Origin of the sequence: Streptomyces sp. NRRL S-1022, from assembly GCF_000720135.1 — a bacterium.
Lineage (GTDB): Bacteria > Actinomycetota > Actinomycetes > Streptomycetales > Streptomycetaceae > Streptomyces.
Window position 1 is genome coordinate 78514 of the sequence record NZ_JOIU01000009.1, and the last position, 19392, is coordinate 97905.

Genomic DNA, 19392 nt, shown 5'->3' on the forward strand with positions numbered 1-19392 from the left:
CATCGCCCACCGGCGTGGCCCTACGGGCGCGCCGTAACAGCACGACCAAGGAGCCGACCGGCTCGGTGCACCCGCCGGTCGGCTCAGCCATGCTCCCCGGCCCAGGAATGACTCCGTCGTTCGGCCCATCAAGGGCACCGGCCGCAACGCCGAAATCGACGAAGCGGAGTCGCCCCACCCCCGCGTTCCGGAACCCTCCGCGCCCCAGACCGCCCCGATGACGGCGGTCCCGTACCCGGCCACCGGCCCGGAGGAGATCCCTCATGCGCGTCTTCCTGCCCCTGACCGCCGTCACCACCACCGCGCTCCTGCTCGTCACGCTCACCGGCGCGACCCCCGCCGCAGCGGACCGGAACCCCGACGGCACAGCACCGGTCAAGGTGTCCCACGGCGACCCGTACGCGAAGTGCACCATCGGAGCGAGGTCCCCCGACAGCATCGTCTACCCGGGCACCGAGGTCGAGCCGTACCTGTCCGTCGATCCGCGCGACCGCAAACGCGTGGTCACCGTGTTCCAGCAGGACCGCTGGAACGACGGCGGCGCCCGTGGCCTGGCGGCCGGCTGGACCACGGACGGCCGCACCTTCCACCGGAGCACGCTGCCGTTCAGCCTGTGCGCCCCCGGCGGCGCGGACTACGAACGCGCCTCCGACCCCTGGGTGAGCACCGGCCCGGACGGCACGGTCTACGCCGGCGGGGAAGGCGTCGACTTCACGAAGAGCACGCGCAGCGCCCTCCTGGCCGCCACCTCCCGCGACGGCGGCCGCACGTGGCGGAACCTCACCACCACGCACGTCGACGAGCAGCCGTTCTTCAACGACAAGCCGTCACTCACCGCCGACCCGATCCGCAAGGGCACCGCCTACCAGGTGTGGAACCGCCTCGACAACGACCCGCCCGGCCCCGGTTCCCTCGACGGCCCCGGCTACCTCTCCCTCACCCGTGACGGCGGCCGCACCTGGAGCAAGGCCCGGCCGTTCGTCGTCACCGGCACCGTGCCCAACACCCAGACCATCGGCCATCTGATCGTCGCCGACCGGCGCACCGGCACCCTGTACGACTTCTTCGACCGCATCACCTACTCCGACGACCTGAGCACCGTCGTCAAAGCCCGCTACCAGGTGGTCACCTCGACCGACGCCGGACGGACCTGGAGCGCCCCGGTCACCGTGGCCCGGGACACCTCCGTACCGGAGGTCGACCCGAACGACCCCACCAGGCTGCTGCGCGCCGCGGCCACCCTGCCGAGCCCGGCCGTCGACCCCAGGACAGGCACGCTGTACATGGCCTACGAGGGCTCGGACTTCTCCGCTGGAAAGTCCGACTCCGTCCAGCTCGTGCGGTCCACCGACGGCGGACGCACCTGGGGGCGCCCTCAGCTGATCAGCCCCAAGGGCGTGCCGGCCTTCTCCCCGTCGATCGCGGTCACCGAGCGGGGCACGGTCGCGCTCACCTACTACGACCTCCGTTTCCTCAGGCCCGGCAACACCACCACCCTGCCCACCGCCTACCAACTGGCCACGCTGCGCCACGGAAACCCGGAGCTCAGGACCGAACGCCGGATCTCCCGGATCTTCGACTGGCTGCAGGCGCCGTACGCCGGCGGCTACTTCCTCGGCGACTACCAAGGCCTGACGACTGACGGCAGGAAAGTACGAGCGGTGCTCACCGAAACCCACTCCCACTCACCGCAGAACCGCACGGACGTGTACACCGCCACCCTCCGCACCCCCTGACCGACGCCGACGCCGACGGACCGACGGCCCCGGCAGGGCGCCGCCCGGTCCGGGGCAGGTGGTGACCATGGGGGTGCAGTGAGACTGTCGCAAGGTGAGTGTGTGGATCGACTGGTCGCTCGACGGTGACGGCAGCGCCGGTGAGGAAGTGGAAGACGTGACGGCAGCTGTCCGCGCCGTCGAGATCTCCGTCGAGCGCGCACGACGGGCCTTCGAGACCGGCTCCCAGTGGCGGACGCTGAGGCGCGCGGCGGACCGCATGCAGGTGCGCATGCTCGACGAGGGGCGAAAGGCCCTGGCGCGGGGTGAAGGCTGGGGGACGGCGATCGAGGGCGTGCAGGTTCGCCTCAAGCCACGTGAGTGAGTGCGGCCTGCGCCTGGGCCGGCGCAGCGACTTCGGCCGGGAGCCGCTGTGGCCCGAGTGATCAGGGGTGGCGAAAGTCGTCCCTCGCACGGGACGGATCGTCCAGGTCAGGTCAGTCATCGAGGTCGCCGAGCCAGCGCAGGGCGGTCAGGCTCGGCAGGAAGCAGTACTCGCCGCCCCGGGTGACGACGAACTGCGGCAACGAGACGAGGCGCCGACGCAGCGGCCGCCGGGGGATGGTGAAGTCGGCGGAGCCGTCACGGGTGCCGGTGACGGGGTCCTGGGCGTTGTTCGCGCCGAAGAAGACGCCGTCGTTCATCCACTGCGTCTGGACGAACTCGAACTGCCGCCCGAGGTGTGCGCCGATGAACGCGAACATCAGGCCGCGGTCGGCTCCGTCGTCCTCCAGCACCCCCTCGGGCAGCGGCGGACCGTAGACGGCGCCGCGCCGGATCATGCGGTGCAGCCGCACCTCTCCGGCCACCGCGGCGTCACGGGGGTTGGCGCGGCGGATGTGGCAGCCGCCGGGCGTCCTGAATCCCAACGGGTCGTCGCTCTCGTACAGGAAGGTGTTACGGCGGTGCGGGTCGGCGCCGAGCGCGGGATCGTCGGCGTGCGGGGCCAGCGCCAGGGGAGCACCGCTGCGCCAGCGCCCCATGATCTTCGCGGCGATCAGTTCTTCGTCCTGGGGGCCGGTGGAGTTGTCCTTCAGGTACCGCCGGAACCCGGCGACGTCCTGGTGGAGTTTGCGGAAGACCGCGTAGCTGCCGTTGCGTCCCAGCACGGTCGGCTGGGGAGTTCGGCTGCCGCCGATCTCGTCCGGGTAGCCCACGACGAACTCGCCGGCTTTCAGTGGTACTTCCAGCTGGTTGGATCCCGGTATGCCGCTGCCTTCGACGGCCGGGTGGCTGACTCCGTCGCGGTATCCGAAGTGTTCGGTCTCGGTGGGCAGCGCGTAGCAGTCCTGCCGCCATGTCGCCGTCACGCCGGAGAGCCGCTCGTAGGCGGGCCGGGCCCGGTCGACGGCCGCCGCCAGGTGCGCCGGGTCGGGCGCGACCGCTGTGAGCACCACGTGGACGTCCCGGCTGCCCAGCGGCGCTTCCCAGTGCCGCGGGCTGCTCGCGCCCACATCACCCAGCGCTTCGGCCCGGGCGGCCATCCCCTGCCGGAACTCCCAGGCGAACGTGTCCAGCGAGGAGCGCGGCACCCCCAGCGCCTCCAGGCCGCGGCACGTGACGGCCACACTCACCCAGGTCTCCCCCAAAGGGCTGACGGAGTCCGCCGCGGAGGTCACCGCCGTACTCGCGCGCCGCATCAGCTCCCGTCCATCACCCCGGTCGTCGATGCGGAGGACGAGATAGGTCGCCGCATACGGCGTCGGCCGGGGACTGAGCACCCCACGCTGGATGTCGTCGAGTTCCAGCGGGACGTCCGTGCGTACGCTCACCGTTGACCTCCGCGCCTTACTTGGAGACGAGGTTCCGCCAGAAGTTCCGCAGGCTGTCGTCCCCGCCGAACAGGGAACTGAAGATCGTCGAGTCCGCCAGCAGCAGATCCGCCGCGCGGTCACCGCTGGGCGGCATCCACAGGAACATGTTGAACTCCGTGTTGCCGGCCTCGGTGAACGGATGCGGCCTGCCGGTGTCGATCGGCTGCCTGGCCAGCACACGGACGGCGTCCGGGTCGTCGGTCGTCACGTCGTAGTGGGGCAGGTGCAGGTGGAAGTTGAAGTTCGTCACCCCCTCCAGCCACCCCTTCGGATCCAGGTCCGGGACCGTGGACAGAGGGGCGATCTGGTTGCCCTCGCGCGTCGCGGGACGCAGTCCGTACCGGTTCACGACCGGCACCCCGAGGCCCTTCATCACGTCCCTGACGTAGGTGGCGAACCGCTGCTGCCGGGGCACCAGCGGATCGCCGTGGTGGCGGTACTCCATCTCCCGGACCTTCAGGTCGTCCGAGGCGCCGACGTCGTGGTGCGGGCCGAGGACGAGGCAGGCGTCCTCCCGGCCGAGGAACGCCCCCAGGGCCTCGATCTCCTCGGGCCGGGCCTCCTGCTCGGTGACCGCGTGGTCCAGCCCGAACACGAACAGCACGTCCGTGTCCCCGAGCACCCGCTCATCGAGCGGGGTGAAGAAGCCCGCCTGGTCGATGCGCTGGTACACCGGGACGGGATGCCCCGTGACCTCCTCGACGTAGTCCTGGAACGGCACCCAGGCCCAGAAGAACAGCTCCAGTGATCCGGCGATGCCCTGCTGGAACCGATACGGGTCCGACCACTTCGGGTCTTCGTACGCGGGCCAGGCCACCCGCCTGACCTCGGTCATCGTGGAGAACCGGTTGTCGAGCTCGGCCGCGTTGCGGCCGGCCTCGGCCGGATAGCTCCACGAGACGTAGATGCTCACACGCCGTCCGCCGGGGGTGTACTTCCGCGGAATGTGCCGCTGGTTGTACGTCCGTGCGGTCCTGACCTCGCTCATGTCCTTCAGCCTCACTGCATCTGGTCGAGCATCTCCGACAGGGCGCTCTTTATCCGCAGGGCCTTCTTGATCTCGTCCGACGTCACGTACGGATACTCTCCGTACTCGATGAAGCTCGGACAGTGGTGCTCACGGACGTACCTGACGAATCCCTCGGGGTTGGTCCGCCAGTCCTCGGGGAACCCTTCGAGATTCTCGAAGACGGTGCTCGCGCCGACCTTCGTGAACAGCGCGACGGCGTCCTCGGTGTACTTGTCGAAGTCGGTGTCGAAGATCCCCTGGTACATGAAGCGCGTGTCGTCGTCGAAGAGAACCCAGCGCAGATAGTGCAGCTTCAACGGCGCCAGCAGGTACGGATCTTCCTCCAGTGCCTTGACCAGCGTGTTGCCGTGCGCACGCACCACCTCGGCCCGGCCCGGCTTGATCGGAGCGATGATGGTGAACCCGTAGCACGCCGGGGTCCTGGGGAAGATCGGACCGTACTTCCCCTGCGCGAGATGGTCGGTTTCCTTGGGGAGGGCCACCATCTGCGGTTTGATCTCCATGTCCGCTCCTCACAGGATCCAGAGGGCTGGGACCGACCTCCAGCGTGGCATGGGACCGCTGGGCGTGCCCCCTGAGTGGGCCGGGGACCGGCACGTCCCCTGCCCGCTCCACCGACCGCCGGACACAACAGAGAATCGAACTCGCGCTCTCAGCTTGGGAAGCGACGGCGATTGGGCGACTGCATGGCCTCTGAACCGGGCGTTTGTACTCTGGCGTGGTGCCTGAGGGCGCAGGATCGCTCGCTGTGACCGTGGCTGTCCGCCCTTAAGGGCACGCTGTGGGCACGGCGTCGAAGGACGCCGGCCGAGGTGCTTGCGTGAACGGGCTCCGCGCTTGGTGCCGCTGTCTCTCTTCGTCGCGTTCCGCGCGGGCGAGTGGTCGATGCCGGCGGGCGACCTTCCGGGCCGTAGTCTCCTTCGGCCAGACGGCGTTCCGGATACGTCCCGAGCCCACGTGTTCAGCCGGAGCCGGCGCTGCCCGCCGATTCGCTGGCGGCACGGCGGTACTCGGCGTTGATGCGCTGCGCTTCCTCGAGCTGGTCCTCAAGGATGACGATGCGGCACGCGGCCTCGATCGGAGTCCCCTTGTCGACGAGCTCGCGGGCGCGCGCGGCGATCCGCAGTTGGTAGCGGGAGTACCGGCGATGTCCTCCCTCCGAGCGGAGCGGAGTGATCAGACGAGCCTCACCGATGGCCCGGAGGAAGGCCGGGGTGGCGCCGAGCATCTCTGCCGCCCGGCCCATCGTGTACGCCGGGTAGTCGTCGTCGTCCAGACGATCATTCAGGGGGTTGTCCGATGTCATGTCACCTCGCTGTGCAACGCGTCGAGGGGCCCTGGTGCCGTACGGCACCAGGGCCCCGAAGGAGATTGAACACCATCTGTCGGCCCTACTGCTGTGCCGACCTTCTGTTTCCGCTACCCGGCCCGGCAGAGGGGGGTGCGGGGGGATCGCAGCTGCTTGACCGGGGACCACCATCCATTTCCGGGGTCTTGCGGTACCCGGTCCGAGTGCTTCTCGGGCCGGGCGATCCTGATGGCGTCTGCTCCTCCGTTCCTCTTCGAACCAACCACTGAGTGAACCGGTACTGCTGTTGGCAGCTCCTGGGCGTGCGAGCCGCCCAGTGCGGCTCCCGGTCCCGTCACCGTTCTGGGAACACTCTGGCTTCGAGGCGCGGGAGCCGCACTGACCTGCGTACTTCGTATTCAGCCACCCGCCAGTTCGTGTCTGGCGGGTCTCGTTCGACCGTGTCTACGAGAAGAACCATACCCATGTCAGGGACGAAAATCTACTCGTGCGAAAGTAGATTTTCCCTTCTGATGAAGGAAGAAGCCTGCCGCGATCTCCTGATGAGCTGCTCGTCGTCATCTCCGCGCGGTGGAGTCCGAGCGGAGCAATCGGATGTCGCCGACCGTGGTCGTCGGCGGCGCCGTCATCACCGGCCGGCTGGCTCCCGAGGCGGTGTGGCAGGAGCGGGTGGCGAACCGATGGACGCTGCCTCCGCCCCGTTGCCCGGCCGGCGCTTTCCCAGGGGACGGCGACACAGCGGTGGGGGTCCTGCCGACGTGCGTCGGCAGGACCCCCACCGGGATTCTGAGGGCGGTCTCCCGCCCGTCCTCACACGGCCACGGGGCCGGTGCCGCCGAGCAGTGCGGACGCGGTTCGGAGGAGAGTGGGTTCACCCTCGCCCACGGGCGCGCCCTCGGGTCGGTCGTGGCAGGGCTCACGGGTGGGGACGAGGATCAGAGCCAGTGGCCGGCGCGGCTCGGCGCGCCGGCCCGCCGTACGGGCGAGGACCGCCAGGCCGAAGGCGAGAGTCTTGCCCGACCCGGTGCGACCGCGGCCGAGCACGTCACGGCCGGCCAGGGAGTTCGGCAGGGTGGCCGCCTGGATCGGGAACGGTACGGTCACGCCTTCGTGGCCGAGCGTGGTCAGCAACGGCGCCGGCATGGCGAGATCGGCGAACGCCTCGACAGCGGGCAACGCGGGCGTGACCGTCTTCGGCGGCGCGAACTCGCCCCCCGCGTGCTGTCGGTTTCCGTAACCGACGGAACGGCGCGGAACGCCGGAGCGGCTCGTGGCGGCGCTTCCTCCGAAACGGTCGTATGCGCGATTGGTGCGTGCGCGAGTGGAGTGGGTGCGGTTCATGCGGAACTTTCCTCGATGCGGGCACGTATCAAGGAATTTCAGCAGCAGAATGAGCGGCGCAGAGAATCGCGAGAACGGGCCGAAAACGACAGGGCCGAATCACCCTGGAAATGAAGCGAGCTGGGGCCCGCACCCCAAGGTGCGGGCCCCAGCTGCGAATTACGCGGGGGTGCCGGTGCGTCAGGCGGGAACGATGTTCTCGGCCGTCGGGCCCTTCTGGCCCTGGGCGATGTCGAACGACACCTTCTGGCCTTCCAGCAGCTCGCGGAAGCCCTGGGCGGCGATGTTCGAGTAGTGGGCGAAGACGTCGGGGCCGCCGCCGTCCTGCTCGATGAAGCCGAAGCCCTTTTCGGCGTTGAACCACTTCACGGTGCCAGTAGCCATGTTGTTTCTCCTTCGGAGGCGGTGTCAGGAATACGCCCTGTGCGCATTCCGTGTCGCCGTGATGATCAGCCGTCGGAAAAACCTTCTGGCAACCACACCTGCAACTGAGATAAACCGTAGCACGGTGCGATCGGCCGTGCCCGGTGGATAATTCCGCTCCGTCCGGCGGCCGAGGAATACTCGCCGTGCCCCGCACCTATATCTCATTTCACGGGCACAGATATTGCTCTCCGTGGGCGCGGCCTTCCTGCCGTGCACTTCCGCCCACAGCCCTGTGACCTCCCTCGACGGGACATGTGCCGCTGCCACCGTCGTCAGCGGTTGGCACAACGGCGAACGCGTCTGGGACACCCGTACCGCGACAAAGGTCACATCCCCCGGGCGACCTCGCCCCGCGGTGGCGGTCGCCGCCCGACCCGCGCCGAGTTCAGGCTCCGGCGATGGTCCGGCCCGGCATCGGCTCCGCGAGCGCGGCCCGCCAGGCCGGGGCGCCGAAGGGGCCGGCGAAGTACTGCGTCTCGTGCACCACGTGCTGGTCAGCGAATTCCATGATGCTCACCGAGTGCGAAGGCACACCGTCGTAGGTGATGAGGCATTCGCTCACCCATAGGTTCGCATGGCCGGTGATCCGCTGGACGGTGAAGTGTCGGTCGGCCGGGTGGCCGCCGCGTTGCGCGGAGATCGTCGCTCGGCCGCGGAACCGCTCACCTGACTGCGGGTAGTCCAGGACGGCGTCCGTGGCGTAGATGGCGTGCTCGGCTTCGGTGTCCCCGCGTTCAGAAGCCCGCCAGTGCTCCTCGATCGCTGCCCTGGTCCGGGAGTCGGCATCCATGGCACCGCCCTTCCGTAGCGGTGACAGCCTAGACACTCCGGGCCACAACCAGCCCGGGGCCAGGCTTGGTCGGACGTCCAGTCGGGGAACGCCTTCGCGCGTGCCCAGAGCTTGAGTGAGGCCCGTTCGACGCCGCAAAAGGTCGACGGTCGTGGCTTTCGCGGAACGGCCGACGCTTGCAGTTGGTTCATTTGCCGGCCTCGGGTCCGTACCACTGGAGCGCCTGGCCGGTGACGGCGGCGATGCACTCGAAGTCCCGGTCGCGGTGCAGCAGAGTGAGCCCCTGCAACTCGGCCGTGGCGGCTACCACGAGGTCGACGGCTCCGGCGCTGCGGTGCTTTCCGCGCTGGGTACTCCATGATGGCCAGCAGGTCGCCGTGGCGCTGGGTTGGGGATGGTGACGGCGGCCGAGAGGATTCTTCCCTCGGTCGCGGCAACCTTTGTGTGCGTGGCGGCAACTGGCGGGTGACCGAGGCCGGATCAAGGCCCGCTGTGCCAGAAGGACATGTCGTTGTCAGATCACAACCGCTCTCATCGTCGCCGTCCGGCCACCCGCCGCGTGCTCGCCGCCGCCGTGGTCCTCGCCGCCGCGGGTGCCGCCGTACCGCTGGTCGCGCTGGCCGCACGCACGCCGGAGGCCGCCACACCGGCCACGGCCGCCGACGCGGCGGCCGGCAGCGGACGCTACTTCGGCACGGCAGTGGCCGCGGGCAGGCTCGGCGACTCCACGTACTCCGCCGTTCTCGACCGGGAATTCAAGATGATCACCCCGGAGAACGAGATGAAGTGGGACGCCGTCGAACCCTCCCGGGGGTCGTTCACCTTCTCCGCCGCCGACTCGATCGTCAGCCACGCCTCCGCGCACGGCCAGCGCCTGCGCGGCCACACCCTGGTCTGGCACTCCCAACTGCCCGGCTGGGTCAGGTCCATCACCGACGCCAGCACCCTGCGCACGGTGATGAAGAACCACATCACCCAGGAGATGACCCACTACAAGGGCAAGATCTACGCCTGGGACGTGGTCAACGAGGCCTTCGCCGACGGCGGCAGCGGCCGGCACCGCAGCTCCGTGTTCCAGGACGTACTGGGCAACGGCTTCATCGAGGAGGCCTTCCGCACCGCCCGGGACGCCGACCCCTCCGCCAAGCTCTGCTACAACGACTACAACATCGAGAACTGGTCCGACGCCAAGACACAGGGCGTCTACAAGATGGTCAAGGACTTCAAGTCCCGCGGTGTGCCCATCGACTGCGTCGGCTTCCAGAGCCACTTCGGAAGCAGCGGCCCGCCGGCCAGCTTCCAGACCACCCTGTCCAACTTCGCCGCGCTCGGCGTGGACGTGCAGATCACCGAGCTCGACATCGCCCAGGCGTCCGCCACCGCGTACACCAACGCCGTACAGGCGTGCATGAACGTCGCTCGCTGCACGGGCATCACGGTGTGGGGCATCCGCGACAGCGACTCCTGGCGCACCGGTGAGAACGCCCTGCTGTTCGACGCGGGCGGCAACAAGAAGCCCGCCTACAACGCCGTGCTCACCGCCCTGGGCAGCACCGGCAGCGGCGGCACACAGGCCGGGGGCATCACCTCCGGCACCGTCTACACGCTCTCCAACGCGGCCGCCGGACGCGTTCTCGACGAGCCCGCGGGACAGAACGACAACGGCACCCCGCTCCAGGTGTGGGACGCCGGCGGCGCCTCCAACCAGCAGTGGCGGGCCAACCGGAACAGCGACGGCTCCTACACCCTGACCAATATCGCCAGCGGCCGGGTACTGGACGAGCCGGCCAACCAGACGGCCAACGGGACGAGGATGACGGTCTGGGACGCCAATGGTGGCGCCCACCAGCACTGGAAGGCCAACCGGAACAGCGACGGCTCCTACACGCTGACCAACGTCGCCAGCGGCCGGGCGCTGGAGATCCCCGGCGGTCGGACCGCCAACGGCACTCCCGTCCAGATCTGGGACACCAACGGCGGCGGCGCCAACCAGCGCTGGAACTTCCAGCCGACCGCGGCGCCGAAGAGCGACACGTGTGCTCTTCCGCCGACATACCGGTGGACCTCGACGGACGCGCTGGCGCAGCCGGCGAACGGGTGGGCCTCGCTGAAGGACTTCACCGCCGTGACCTACAACGGCAAGCACCTGGTCTACGGGTCGGACTACTCGGGTTCGGCCTACGGCTCGATGGCGTTCAGCCCCTTCACGAACTGGTCGGACATGGCGTCGGCCCGCCAGACCGGCATGAGCGAGAAGGCGGTGGCGCCCACGCTGTTCTACTTCGCGCCCAAGAAGATCTGGGTGCTGGCGTACCAGTGGGGTCCGGGGCCCTTCAGCTACCGCACCTCCAGCGACCCCGCCAACCCCAACGGCTGGTCCGCGCCGCAGCCGCTGTTCACCGGCAGCATCCCCCGCACCGACTCCGCCACCGGCCCGATCGACCAGACCCTGATCGCCGACGACAAGAACATGTACCTGTTCTTCGCCGGTGACAACGGCAAGATCTACAAGTCGACCATGCCGATCGGCAACTTCCCCGGCAGCTTCGGCTCGTCGTACACGACCGTCATGAGCGACTCGGTGAAGAACCTGTTCGAGGCACCGCAGGTCTACAAGGTCCAGGGCCAGAACCAGTACCTCATGATCGTCGAGGCTCGCGGTGCGAGCGAGCAGCGCTACTTCCGCTCCTTCACCGCCACCAGCCTGAACGGTCCGTGGACCCCGCAGGCCGCCACCGAGTCCAACCCCTTCGCGGGCAAGGCCAACAGCGGCGCCACCTGGACCAACGACATCAGCCACGGCGACCTGGTCCGCAACAACCCCGACCAGACCATGACCATCGACCCCTGCAACCTGCAGTTCCTCTACCAGGGCAAGTCCCCCAACACACCGCCGAACACCTCCTACGACAACCTGCCGTACCGGCCCGGCATCCTCACCCTGAAGCGCTGACCCGCCTGATCGACACTCACCACCGCGAGGAGCCCCGGCCGTGCATCGGCTGGGGCTCCGATCGTTTGGGGGCCAGACGGAGGCTCGGCGCAGCTTTGTCGGGCTGACGGGTGGGCTCCTGGTCCTGCGCGGTGTGGGCGCCGGCGTGCCGGGCCGCATTCACCTTCCGCCACATCGGCGCATTCCTCGACCGGAACGGCCGCACTGTCCCGGCCTCGCGGTCGAACCCGGCTTCCCTCGAAGACGAAGATGACGAAATGCGCCCCCATCCAGGGAGATGGGGGCGCATTCGTCGGCTTCACCTACTTGAGTGCTGTACCGCCCGAGTTGTGATAGGCGATCGTCTTGTTGATCAGGTTCCCGCCGTCGGACTCGACCGTGGTCTGTTCCTCCTGCCCTGGACCGAAGAACAGGCCGGCGACATGGGCGTTCGCGACCTGGTTCATGTGTGCGAAGAACCAGTCCACCTTGTCGTCCTTGTAATGGTTGCGGGTGTTGTTCTGCGCCATGTTGCCCACGGGGATCTGCCACAGGACCACCGGCTTGTCCACGGACTCGGCCATCGTCTTGTAGAACCGCAGCGCGGCGGCGGCCTTCTGGTCGGTCCAGAAGTGGTCACTGCCGCCGTGGGTCGGCTGTGCGTACCAGCCTGCGTCGCGGTCCGACACATCGCTGGCCAGGAAGTCGGCGTTCTGCGCCCCGAGGCTCGCGTAGTCCTTGACGCAAGCCTGTGTGCTGGTCTCCCAGTCGAAGCAAGAAAGGTGCATCCCCACGGCGGTGTTCGGCGCATACTTGTGCGCCATCGAGATGAGGCACTGGGCGAGTCCGGCGGCGCTGTTCTCCTGCGATCCGCAATCCGTCGGATTCGCGCCCGAGACCTGTGCGGGAACCTGGTGCGGATTGCCGAGCGACCGGACGTAGCCCCAGAAGTCGGGCTCAAGGTCGATCGCGTCGTGCGACTTGCCGATCTTCTGGAGGAAGAAACGGTAGTCGTTCAGGTACCGGGTGAGCAGGTCAAGCCGGTTGATGGCCTTGACCTCGCCCGGACCGTCGCCCTGGCCTGCCGCATCCCCGAGGTCGCGCAACGAGTACCAGGTCCAGAGCATCTTCTGTGGACGCGGGCTGCCCTTGTACGTCGCGTGGGCCGCCACGTCGTCCCGCCAGGTCACGTAAGTGCCGGGCGCCGTGGTGCTGCCGTTCCAGCAGCCCCACCAACTCGACCACGCGTCCTGGCAGCGCGCTGCCGTGTAGTAGTCCGACGAGGGCGCGGGCCGGCTGTGTACGTAGGCGTAGCGCATGTCGAACGGCGCGGCGGTCGCCGAGGCGTCGGACATCGAGCCGCCGATGAGCACCTTGTCACTGCCCATGAAGCGTTTCGTCGAGCTGCCACCACCGGCCGGGGGCGACGACGGCGACGGTCGCGTGTCGCTCGGAGTCTGGCTTGCGGGAACGCTGCCGCCCGGCGCGGTGGGCGTACCGGCGCCGCCGACACTCCCGGCCGGGACGAGCTTCCATTGCTGATCGGCACCGCCCCGGTCGCGGTTCTGGACGACGTTGCCCCCGTCGGCCTTGGCGGCGTTGCGGACACCGACAGCCATGCCACTGAAGCGATTGACCAAACGCACGTAGCCGTTCGGCGACTTGGCCAGTTTGAACTGCTGGTTCTTGGCGTTCAGGTCTTTCCACTGAACGATGGCGGAGCCGGCGGTCTTCGACCAGCCGAGGTCGTCCAGCACCTTGCCGGAGGTCCGGTTCTGCAGCCGGTAGTACCCGTCACCCGCGTCGATGAACTGCCACTGCTGGTTGGCCCCGCCGTGGCGCGCCCACTGCACCACCGCCGCGCCGTCGTTCGTGGCGAAGGCGCGGTCGTCCAGCACCTTGCCGCTGTTGCGGTTGACCAGCACGTACCACTTCTTCAGATCCAGGGTTTTCTGCTCCGCCGAAGCCTGGCTGACCACGACAGCCGAGCCGGCCACGACCACCATGGTGAGACCCGCCCAGAGACCCCGATGCGCGAGCAACCGACGGCCACGGTGCTTCGGGCGACCACCCCGCGCGCCGCCGTCGGCACGGTGGCCGCCGCCGCGGGACGCCGCCGATGACGCGGGTGGACCGGGGACATGTCTGTGCTCTCGTTCCAGGGACATGCCTGTGCTCTCTTTCAGCTGTTGCATCTGACCGGACCACTTGGCCGGACAACGCTGAGTGGTCCGAGAGGCCGAAAAGGTTGCCGCGAAGATCCACAGATCTTTTCGCCTTGACCGCTTCCCGTTCGCTGCGGAGCGCGGCACGCCTGACGCCGGCGGTGGCGAACGCCTGATGGCTGGTCGGGAAAGGTGCGGGACGGCAGCGCGATCCCGACCCGGCAAGGCCGCTCCGAGCGCCTCGCCGACCTTGCGCCAGCCACCGGTAGTACCCACTGTCTGTGCGGCACCGGTGGTCCGCGTTACCTCGACGCCAGCCCCTTCGACGCCCACGGCATTCCCGTGCTGCCCTTCCACACCCCTGTGGATGACCCACGCTGGCAGGGGCTCGCCGATCCGGCAGCCTGTGGGCCTGAGCGAGATCGGGTCCGATGCGCTTGCGGACCACCTGGCCGCCCAACGAGAAGCCCACCAACCTGGACCCCACCCGCGACCGCCGGCATCTCCGGCACCCTCGCCCTGGGCATCCTGTGCGAGGGGTACGGCATGTACCTGAACTCGGCTGATGATCCAGTTCACCTGAGCCTGTCTCGCCATTTGGGACGAGGCGGGCCCCGAAGGTCTCATGGGGGGCAGCTCGGCCCTCAAATCGGACTAGACAACAAGCAAACCCCAGGCCGCTGGCCTGGGGTTTGTCGCAAGAGCGGGTGACGAGAATCGAACTCGCGCTCTCAGCTTGGGAAGCTGATGTTCTACCATTAAACTACACCCGCGTAAGTCCGGACGCTGGCCCGAGGGGCCGGTGTCCGAGCGGTGCTCACTCTACATCATCGCAGGCCCCCGGTGTTCGGATCCCGGGGGTCTGAGCCGGTTTCAGGGGTGGGATCCGGCTGCGGTCGGCCGGAGTTGGGGCGTACCGTGGAGGCCTCGGGGAGGGCCGGAGTGCCGCGTGGAAGCTCGTCTCTTTGATCCCGTAATGTGGCTTTTGTCGTCCGGGCAGCAACGCCGGACGCGGCTCCTGGGGAAGGGACTTGAGGGACTTGATGGAACGCACCGTCGTCCGATGCGCGGACGGGCACGTCTTCAGCACCACGTCGTTCCCGATGCAGCAGGCCGAGCGGCTCGGCCCCGGCCGGCTGGTCCGGTGCCCGCGCTGCGCCCGGCTCCGCAATGCCGTGCCTGTCGTCCTGGAGAAGCGGTGACCAGGGAGCAGGTCCACCGCCCGTAGTCGGGCCGTGACAGCGGGCGCGCGGGGTTGTCGCGATTGCGACGGCTCCGCGCGCCTTGCGTATCCTCGCTACGTGCTTCTCTCTGACAAGGACATCCGGGCCGAGATCGACGCCGGGCGGGTACGGATCGATCCCTACGACGAAACCATGGTGCAGCCGTCGAGCATCGACGTACGGCTGGACCGGTACTTCCGGGTGTTCGAGAACCACCGGTACCCGCACATCGACCCCTCCGTCGAGCAGGCCGACCTCACCCGGCTCGTCGAGCCCGAGGGCGACGAGCCGTTCATCCTGCACCCCGGGGAGTTCGTGCTCGCCTCCACGTACGAGGTGATCACGCTGCCCGACGATCTCGCCTCCCGGCTGGAGGGGAAGAGCTCGCTCGGGCGGCTGGGGCTGGTCACGCACTCCACCGCGGGGTTCATCGACCCCGGGTTCAGCGGGCACGTCACCCTGGAGCTGTCCAACCTGGCCACGCTCCCGATCAAGCTGTGGCCGGGGATGAAGATCGGGCAGCTGTGCATGTTCCGGCTGACCTCGCCCGCCGAGTCGCCGTACGGCAGCGAGCGCTACGGCTCCCGGTACCAGGGGCAGCGCGGACCGACCGCCTCGCGGTCCTACCTCAATTTCCATCGGACCCAGGTGTGAGGGCGACGACAGCATGAGCAGCGCAGACGTGCGGGAGAACCTGACCTACGAGCGGTTCGGGACCGCCATCCGCGAGCTGGCGCAGACCATCGCCGACGACGGGTACGAGCCGGACATCGTGCTGAGCATCGCCCGGGGCGGGGTCTTCGTCGCGGGCGGCCTCGCCTACGCCCTGGACTGCAAGAACATCCACCTCGTAAACGTGGAGTTCTACACCGGTGTGGGGACGACCCTCGAAATGCCGGTCATGCTCGCGCCCGTCCCCAACGTGATCGACTTCTCCGACAAGAAGGTGCTGATCACCGACGACGTCGCCGACACCGGCAAGACGCTCAAGCTGGTGCGCGACTTCTGCCTCGACACCGTCGCCGAGGTGCGCTCCGCGGTGGTCTACGAGAAGCCCCACTCGCTCGTGAAGTGCGAGTACGTCTGGAAGCGCACCGACGACTGGATCAACTTCCCGTGGAGTGTCGAGCCTCCGGTGGTGAAGCGGGCGGGGCAGGTGCTCGACGCCTGAGAGGCGACGGTCGTACAGGAAGGGCCCCCGGCTGCCGTGCCGGGGGCCCTTCCTGTACGGCGGGGGATCAGAACGTGCCGAGCTTCACGATCGACAGCAGGGCGATCAGCTGGATCGCCGACGCGCCCAGGGCCTTCGGCCAGGGCAGGTCGTGGGAGCGGGAGACCATGAGGGTCAGCAGGGCGCCCGCGCCGATCCAGGTGGCCCAGCCGAGGAGCTGGACGAAGCCGGCGTCGCCGCCGAAGAACATGGCGACGACCAGGCGGGGCGCGTCCGTGAGGGCCGTGATCAGCATGGACAGGCCCACCGTGGGCTGCCAGGCGCCGTCACCGCCGAGCTGGCGGGCCAGGGTGTGGGTGACGACGCCCAGCACGAACAGGCCGAGCACCATCACGACGGCCGTGATCAGCACGATCGGCACCGCGTTGGACAGGGTCGCGTTGATCGCGTCCTCGCGGGCGCCGTCGAAGCCGAAGACCGCGAGCAGGCCGTAGAGGAAGGTCACGATGACGGCGGGCGCCCACATCGTGTAGTCCCGCATGCGCAGGAAGGTGTCGTTCGGGGACAGGACGATCCCCTTGAGCAGTTCCTTCCAGTGCAGGGGCGGCCCGAGCGGCGCGGCGGGCGCGGCGGCGCCGGCGTGGTAGGTCGAGCCCTGGGTGTAGCCGGCGGCCTCGTCGATGGAGAAGGCCTGGGTGTGGCCCGGGTTGTTGGCCGCGTACGGGTCGTGCGTGCCGGGCCCGGGGCCCGGGTGGCCGCCGTCGCCGAAGTACTCCGGTCCGTCGTCGCCGGGCCCGGGGTGCCCGTACGACCGTCCCTGCTGCGGGTACGGCGGCTGCGGCGCCGACGGGTAGCCGTACGAGGCGCCCGGGGCGCCCGCGGGGCCCGGCCGGCCGTACGGCGGCTGACCGTACGACGGTCCTCCGGGCTGAGCCGGGCCGTGCCCGCGCCCGTGCGACGGTCCGTGCTGCGCCTGTTGTCCCTGGGGGGTGCGGTTGTCCCGGCCCCCGCGTCCGATCCTGAATCCAGCCACGTCATCGAACGTACCTGGTCCTGGCGGCCGATGCGCCGGGCCCGGTGGTCCGGGCCCGGCTTTGCTGCCGACCTGTGACATCCCCTAAGGGGCCGTCAGCGGCCGTCCTCGGGGTTCCTCCGGGATGCCCCCGTGCTCAGTCCGCGAAGACCGCCCCGAGCTGCGGGCTGCCCGAGGCGGAGACGCCCACGGTGTCCACGCCGAAGGCGCGCGAGCCGGACGTGGTGATCTTCCTGCCGTCGGACGGCAGGTAGGTGATCGCGCCGTCGCCGCCGTTCTCGTACGAGCCGATCACCAGGTCGGCCTTCCCGTCGCCGGTGACGTCGTCGAGCTTGACGTCGGCGCCGAAGAGGTCGTTCTTCTCGTCGCCGCCCGGGACGCCCGCGGTGGACTGGGCGAAGGCCTGGGCGCCGGAGGTGGTGTTCACACCGGTGCGGGAGCCGTACAGGACGGTGACCTGGCCGGTGTTGGTGACGCCGCCGATGTCCTCGTTGGGGGAGCTGACGACGATGTCCTGGCAGCCGTCGCCGTTGACGTCGCCGAGGTCGAGGTCCCAGCCGAAGCCGTCGCCCGTCTCGGAGCTGCCGGGCACGTTGCCGGTGTCCTGGTTGATGAGCTTGACGCCGGCGGGGCCGGCGGCGGACCCGTAGGTGACGCTGATGCGGCCGCCCTTGGCGGAGTCGGGGACGGTGTGGCCGTCGCTGGTCCTGTTGTCCCAGGAGGCGCCGGTGACGATGTCGCCGAAGCCGTCGTGGTTGATGTCGCCGATGCCGGTGACGATGCCGGACTTGAGGGCCTTGGCGGAGGCGGTGCTCAGGCCGTTCGCGGTGCCGGGCAGCCAGTAGTTGGTGTTCCAGTGGGACGAGGTCTTCGTCTCGTAGCCGTCGACGACGAGGTCGGTGCGGCCGTCGCCGTTGACGTCGCCGGCGGTGAGGTTCATCGGCCCGTACGGGTAGTCGTTGGTGCCCGGCTCGATGGGCGGCTTGACGGTGGTGCGGCTGCCCGGGGTGCCGGTGCCGGTGAAGCCGCCCTTGTAGAGGTAGAGGGTGGCGGCGGAGCTGCCGACGACCAGGTCGGCCTTGCCGTCGCCGTCGAAGTCGCCGGCGGCCAGGTTCAGGCCCCAGTAGTCGTGGGAGCCGGCGGCCGGGTCGGGGATCTCCACGCCTTTGCCGGTCAGACCGCTTCCGGAGCCCCACAGGAGGGTGACGGCCCCGCCGTTGGTGTCGGTGCCGACCTTCTCGTGCGGGGTGCCGACGGCGAGGTCGTCGAAGCCGTCGTGGTTGAAGTCGGCGTACGCCAGGTCGTAGCCGAACTGGTCGCCGGTCTCGGCGGTGCCGGGGACGCCGGCGGAGTTCTGGCTGAGGGTGGTGCGCCTGGCGGCGGAGACGCCGGTGGAGGTGCCGTACAGGACGACGACCTGGCCGGCGTCCTTGTGGCCGCCGACGTAGGCGGTGGCGGCCGAGGTGGCGATGTCGCCGATGCCGTCGCCGTTGAAGTCGGCCCTGGCGACCCGGGATGAGTCGGCGGCGGTGGCCGGCGTGGCGGCGAAGGTGAGCAGACCGCCCGTCACAGCGGCGGCCGCGGCCGTCGCGAGGGCGAGTCGGGAGTACGCGTGCATGCGGTCTCCTGCTGCATGCGGGGGACGCCCCGGGCGGGGCGTCCGCAGACGATGGGGGCGGGCCGCTCGCCTGTACGGCGGCGCGGCCGGCGATCAGGAGACCCGCGGGGGCGGGCAAGGGTTGTACGCGCGTTCGACGGGTTCCCGGGGCTGCCGTGCCGTGCCGTGCGCGGTCGCCGGTGTGCCGCGGGGCGGGGCTCCGCCGCCCGGACGGGCGGGCGGGGAGCCCCCGGCCGGGTCATCTGCCGGCCGCCTCCCACAGGGTCACCGCCAGGGCCGTGCAGGAGACGACCGCGGCCAGCGACGGCAGGGGCCAGCGGGTGCGCTCCAGGGCGTCGAGGCGGTCCTCGTGGTCGCCGAGGGTCTTGTCGGTCTGGTCGGCGCGCTGCAGGAGGAGGGCCAGGTCACCGCGGGTGGTGGCGAAGCCGACGTCCACCGAGCGGCGCAGCCGCTCCAGCTCCAGGGCGACCCCCTCGCCCGGGTGGCCCGTCACGGTGCGTCCTCCTCCCCCTTGCGCAGCCACCGCGGCAGGGCCTTCTCCACGGCGGGCGCCGACATCAGCCGGCTGACCGCCGCCGCCACGGTCACCAGCGCGCCGAACGCGGGCAGGTCGGCCAGCCGGGGGTCGTCGGCCAGCAGGGGGAGGGCCGCCGCGACCGCCAGCAGGGTCTGGACCGCCGTACGGACGGTCCTGCGGGTCGAGTCCGTCATGTCGCCGGCTCCGTTCTCGTCGGTTCTCGTAGGTTCTCGGTTCTCGTCGGTCTC

At 69.4% G+C, this 19392-nt stretch carries 17 protein-coding genes, 1 tRNA gene and 2 pseudogenes; 6 read left to right on the plus strand and 14 right to left on the minus strand.

What is annotated here, in order from left to right; genetic code table 11:
* Nucleotides 1-263 precede the first annotated feature (263 nt).
* On the plus strand, nt 264-1736 hold the full coding sequence (locus IG05_RS0113480; RefSeq protein ID WP_030342317.1) for a sialidase family protein: 1473 nt from the start codon (nt 264-266) through the stop codon (nt 1734-1736).
* Between the two features lie 94 nt (nt 1737-1830).
* Nucleotides 1831-2100 carry a hypothetical protein gene (locus IG05_RS0113485; RefSeq protein ID WP_158838870.1) on the plus strand — a complete coding sequence of 90 codons (270 nt, stop codon included), beginning with the start codon at nt 1831-1833 and terminating at the stop codon, nt 2098-2100.
* A gap of 112 nt (nt 2101-2212) precedes the next feature.
* On the opposite strand, the gene IG05_RS0113490 is transcribed toward IG05_RS0113485, so the two are convergent.
* The 8 genes and pseudogenes from IG05_RS0113490 to IG05_RS42120 all read right to left on the minus strand — a co-directional run.
* On the minus strand, nt 2213-3547 hold the full coding sequence (locus IG05_RS0113490; RefSeq protein ID WP_030342321.1) for a Dyp-type peroxidase: 1335 nt from the start codon (nt 3545-3547) through the stop codon (nt 2213-2215).
* A gap of 16 nt (nt 3548-3563) precedes the next feature.
* Entirely contained in the window at nt 3564-4577 is a 1014-nt protein-coding gene (locus tag IG05_RS0113495; RefSeq protein WP_030342322.1) for a hypothetical protein, read from the minus strand.
* A gap of 11 nt (nt 4578-4588) precedes the next feature.
* Nucleotides 4589-5122 carry a hypothetical protein gene (locus IG05_RS0113500; RefSeq protein WP_030342324.1) on the minus strand — a complete coding sequence of 178 codons (534 nt, stop codon included), beginning with the start codon at nt 5120-5122 and terminating at the stop codon, nt 4589-4591.
* A 458-nt stretch (nt 5123-5580) separates the two neighbouring features.
* Nucleotides 5581-5925 carry a MerR family transcriptional regulator gene (locus tag IG05_RS0113505; RefSeq protein WP_030342326.1) on the minus strand — a complete coding sequence of 115 codons (345 nt, stop codon included), beginning with the start codon at nt 5923-5925 and terminating at the stop codon, nt 5581-5583.
* A gap of 918 nt (nt 5926-6843) precedes the next feature.
* Nucleotides 6844-7269 (minus strand): annotated as a pseudogene (locus tag IG05_RS0113510) (DEAD/DEAH box helicase); the annotation flags it as partial.
* 180 nt (nt 7270-7449) lie between these two features.
* Nucleotides 7450-7653, minus strand: coding sequence for a cold-shock protein (locus IG05_RS0113515; protein ID WP_030342329.1), 204 nt, complete (start codon nt 7651-7653; stop codon nt 7450-7452).
* Between the two features lie 427 nt (nt 7654-8080).
* Nucleotides 8081-8485: a nuclear transport factor 2 family protein gene (locus IG05_RS0113520; protein ID WP_030342331.1), complete on the minus strand. Its 405-nt coding sequence runs from the start codon at nt 8483-8485 to the stop codon at nt 8081-8083.
* A gap of 187 nt (nt 8486-8672) precedes the next feature.
* Nucleotides 8673-8837: pseudogene (locus IG05_RS42120) on the minus strand (VapC toxin family PIN domain ribonuclease); the annotation flags it as partial.
* A gap of 153 nt (nt 8838-8990) precedes the next feature.
* On the opposite strand from IG05_RS42120, the gene IG05_RS0113530 reads away from it, so the two are divergent.
* Nucleotides 8991-11438, plus strand: coding sequence for a non-reducing end alpha-L-arabinofuranosidase family hydrolase (locus IG05_RS0113530; RefSeq protein WP_234335850.1), 2448 nt, complete (start codon nt 8991-8993; stop codon nt 11436-11438).
* Between the two features lie 302 nt (nt 11439-11740).
* Here the strand turns inward: IG05_RS0113530 and IG05_RS0113535 are convergent, their stop codons facing one another.
* A complete protein-coding gene (locus IG05_RS0113535) occupies nt 11741-13423 on the minus strand; it encodes an RICIN domain-containing protein (RefSeq protein ID WP_030342335.1) in 1683 nt (560 codons plus the stop codon).
* An 861-nt stretch (nt 13424-14284) separates the two neighbouring features.
* A tRNA-Gly gene (locus IG05_RS0113540) sits at nt 14285-14355 on the minus strand.
* Nucleotides 14356-14625: 270 nt separating this feature from the next.
* Between IG05_RS0113540 and IG05_RS48340 the strand changes: the two genes are divergently transcribed.
* From IG05_RS48340 to IG05_RS0113555, 3 genes are all read left to right on the plus strand, one after another.
* On the plus strand, nt 14626-14784 hold the full coding sequence (locus tag IG05_RS48340) for a hypothetical protein (RefSeq protein WP_199808310.1): 159 nt from the start codon (nt 14626-14628) through the stop codon (nt 14782-14784).
* A gap of 99 nt (nt 14785-14883) precedes the next feature.
* Nucleotides 14884-15459, plus strand: a complete 576-nt coding sequence (gene dcd, locus IG05_RS0113550; protein WP_014673940.1) for a dCTP deaminase — start codon at nt 14884-14886, stop codon at nt 15457-15459.
* Nucleotides 15460-15472: 13 nt separating this feature from the next.
* On the plus strand, nt 15473-15976 hold the full coding sequence (locus tag IG05_RS0113555) for a phosphoribosyltransferase (RefSeq protein ID WP_030342337.1): 504 nt from the start codon (nt 15473-15475) through the stop codon (nt 15974-15976).
* Nucleotides 15977-16043: 67 nt separating this feature from the next.
* Here IG05_RS0113555 and IG05_RS0113560 read toward each other — a convergent pair whose 3' ends face one another.
* The 4 genes from IG05_RS0113560 to IG05_RS0113575 form a co-directional block, all read right to left on the minus strand.
* Nucleotides 16044-17090, minus strand: a complete 1047-nt coding sequence (locus IG05_RS0113560; protein ID WP_107051345.1) for a Yip1 family protein — start codon at nt 17088-17090, stop codon at nt 16044-16046.
* A gap of 55 nt (nt 17091-17145) precedes the next feature.
* On the minus strand, nt 17146-18627 hold the full coding sequence (locus IG05_RS0113565) for an FG-GAP and VCBS repeat-containing protein (protein ID WP_030342340.1): 1482 nt from the start codon (nt 18625-18627) through the stop codon (nt 17146-17148).
* A gap of 238 nt (nt 18628-18865) precedes the next feature.
* On the minus strand, nt 18866-19120 hold the full coding sequence (locus IG05_RS0113570) for a hypothetical protein (RefSeq protein WP_030342341.1): 255 nt from the start codon (nt 19118-19120) through the stop codon (nt 18866-18868).
* A complete protein-coding gene (locus tag IG05_RS0113575) occupies nt 19117-19338 on the minus strand; it encodes a hypothetical protein (protein WP_030342342.1) in 222 nt (73 codons plus the stop codon). Before IG05_RS0113575 ends, IG05_RS0113570 begins: the two co-directional genes overlap by 4 nt.
* Between the last annotated feature and the right edge of the window lie 54 nt (nt 19339-19392).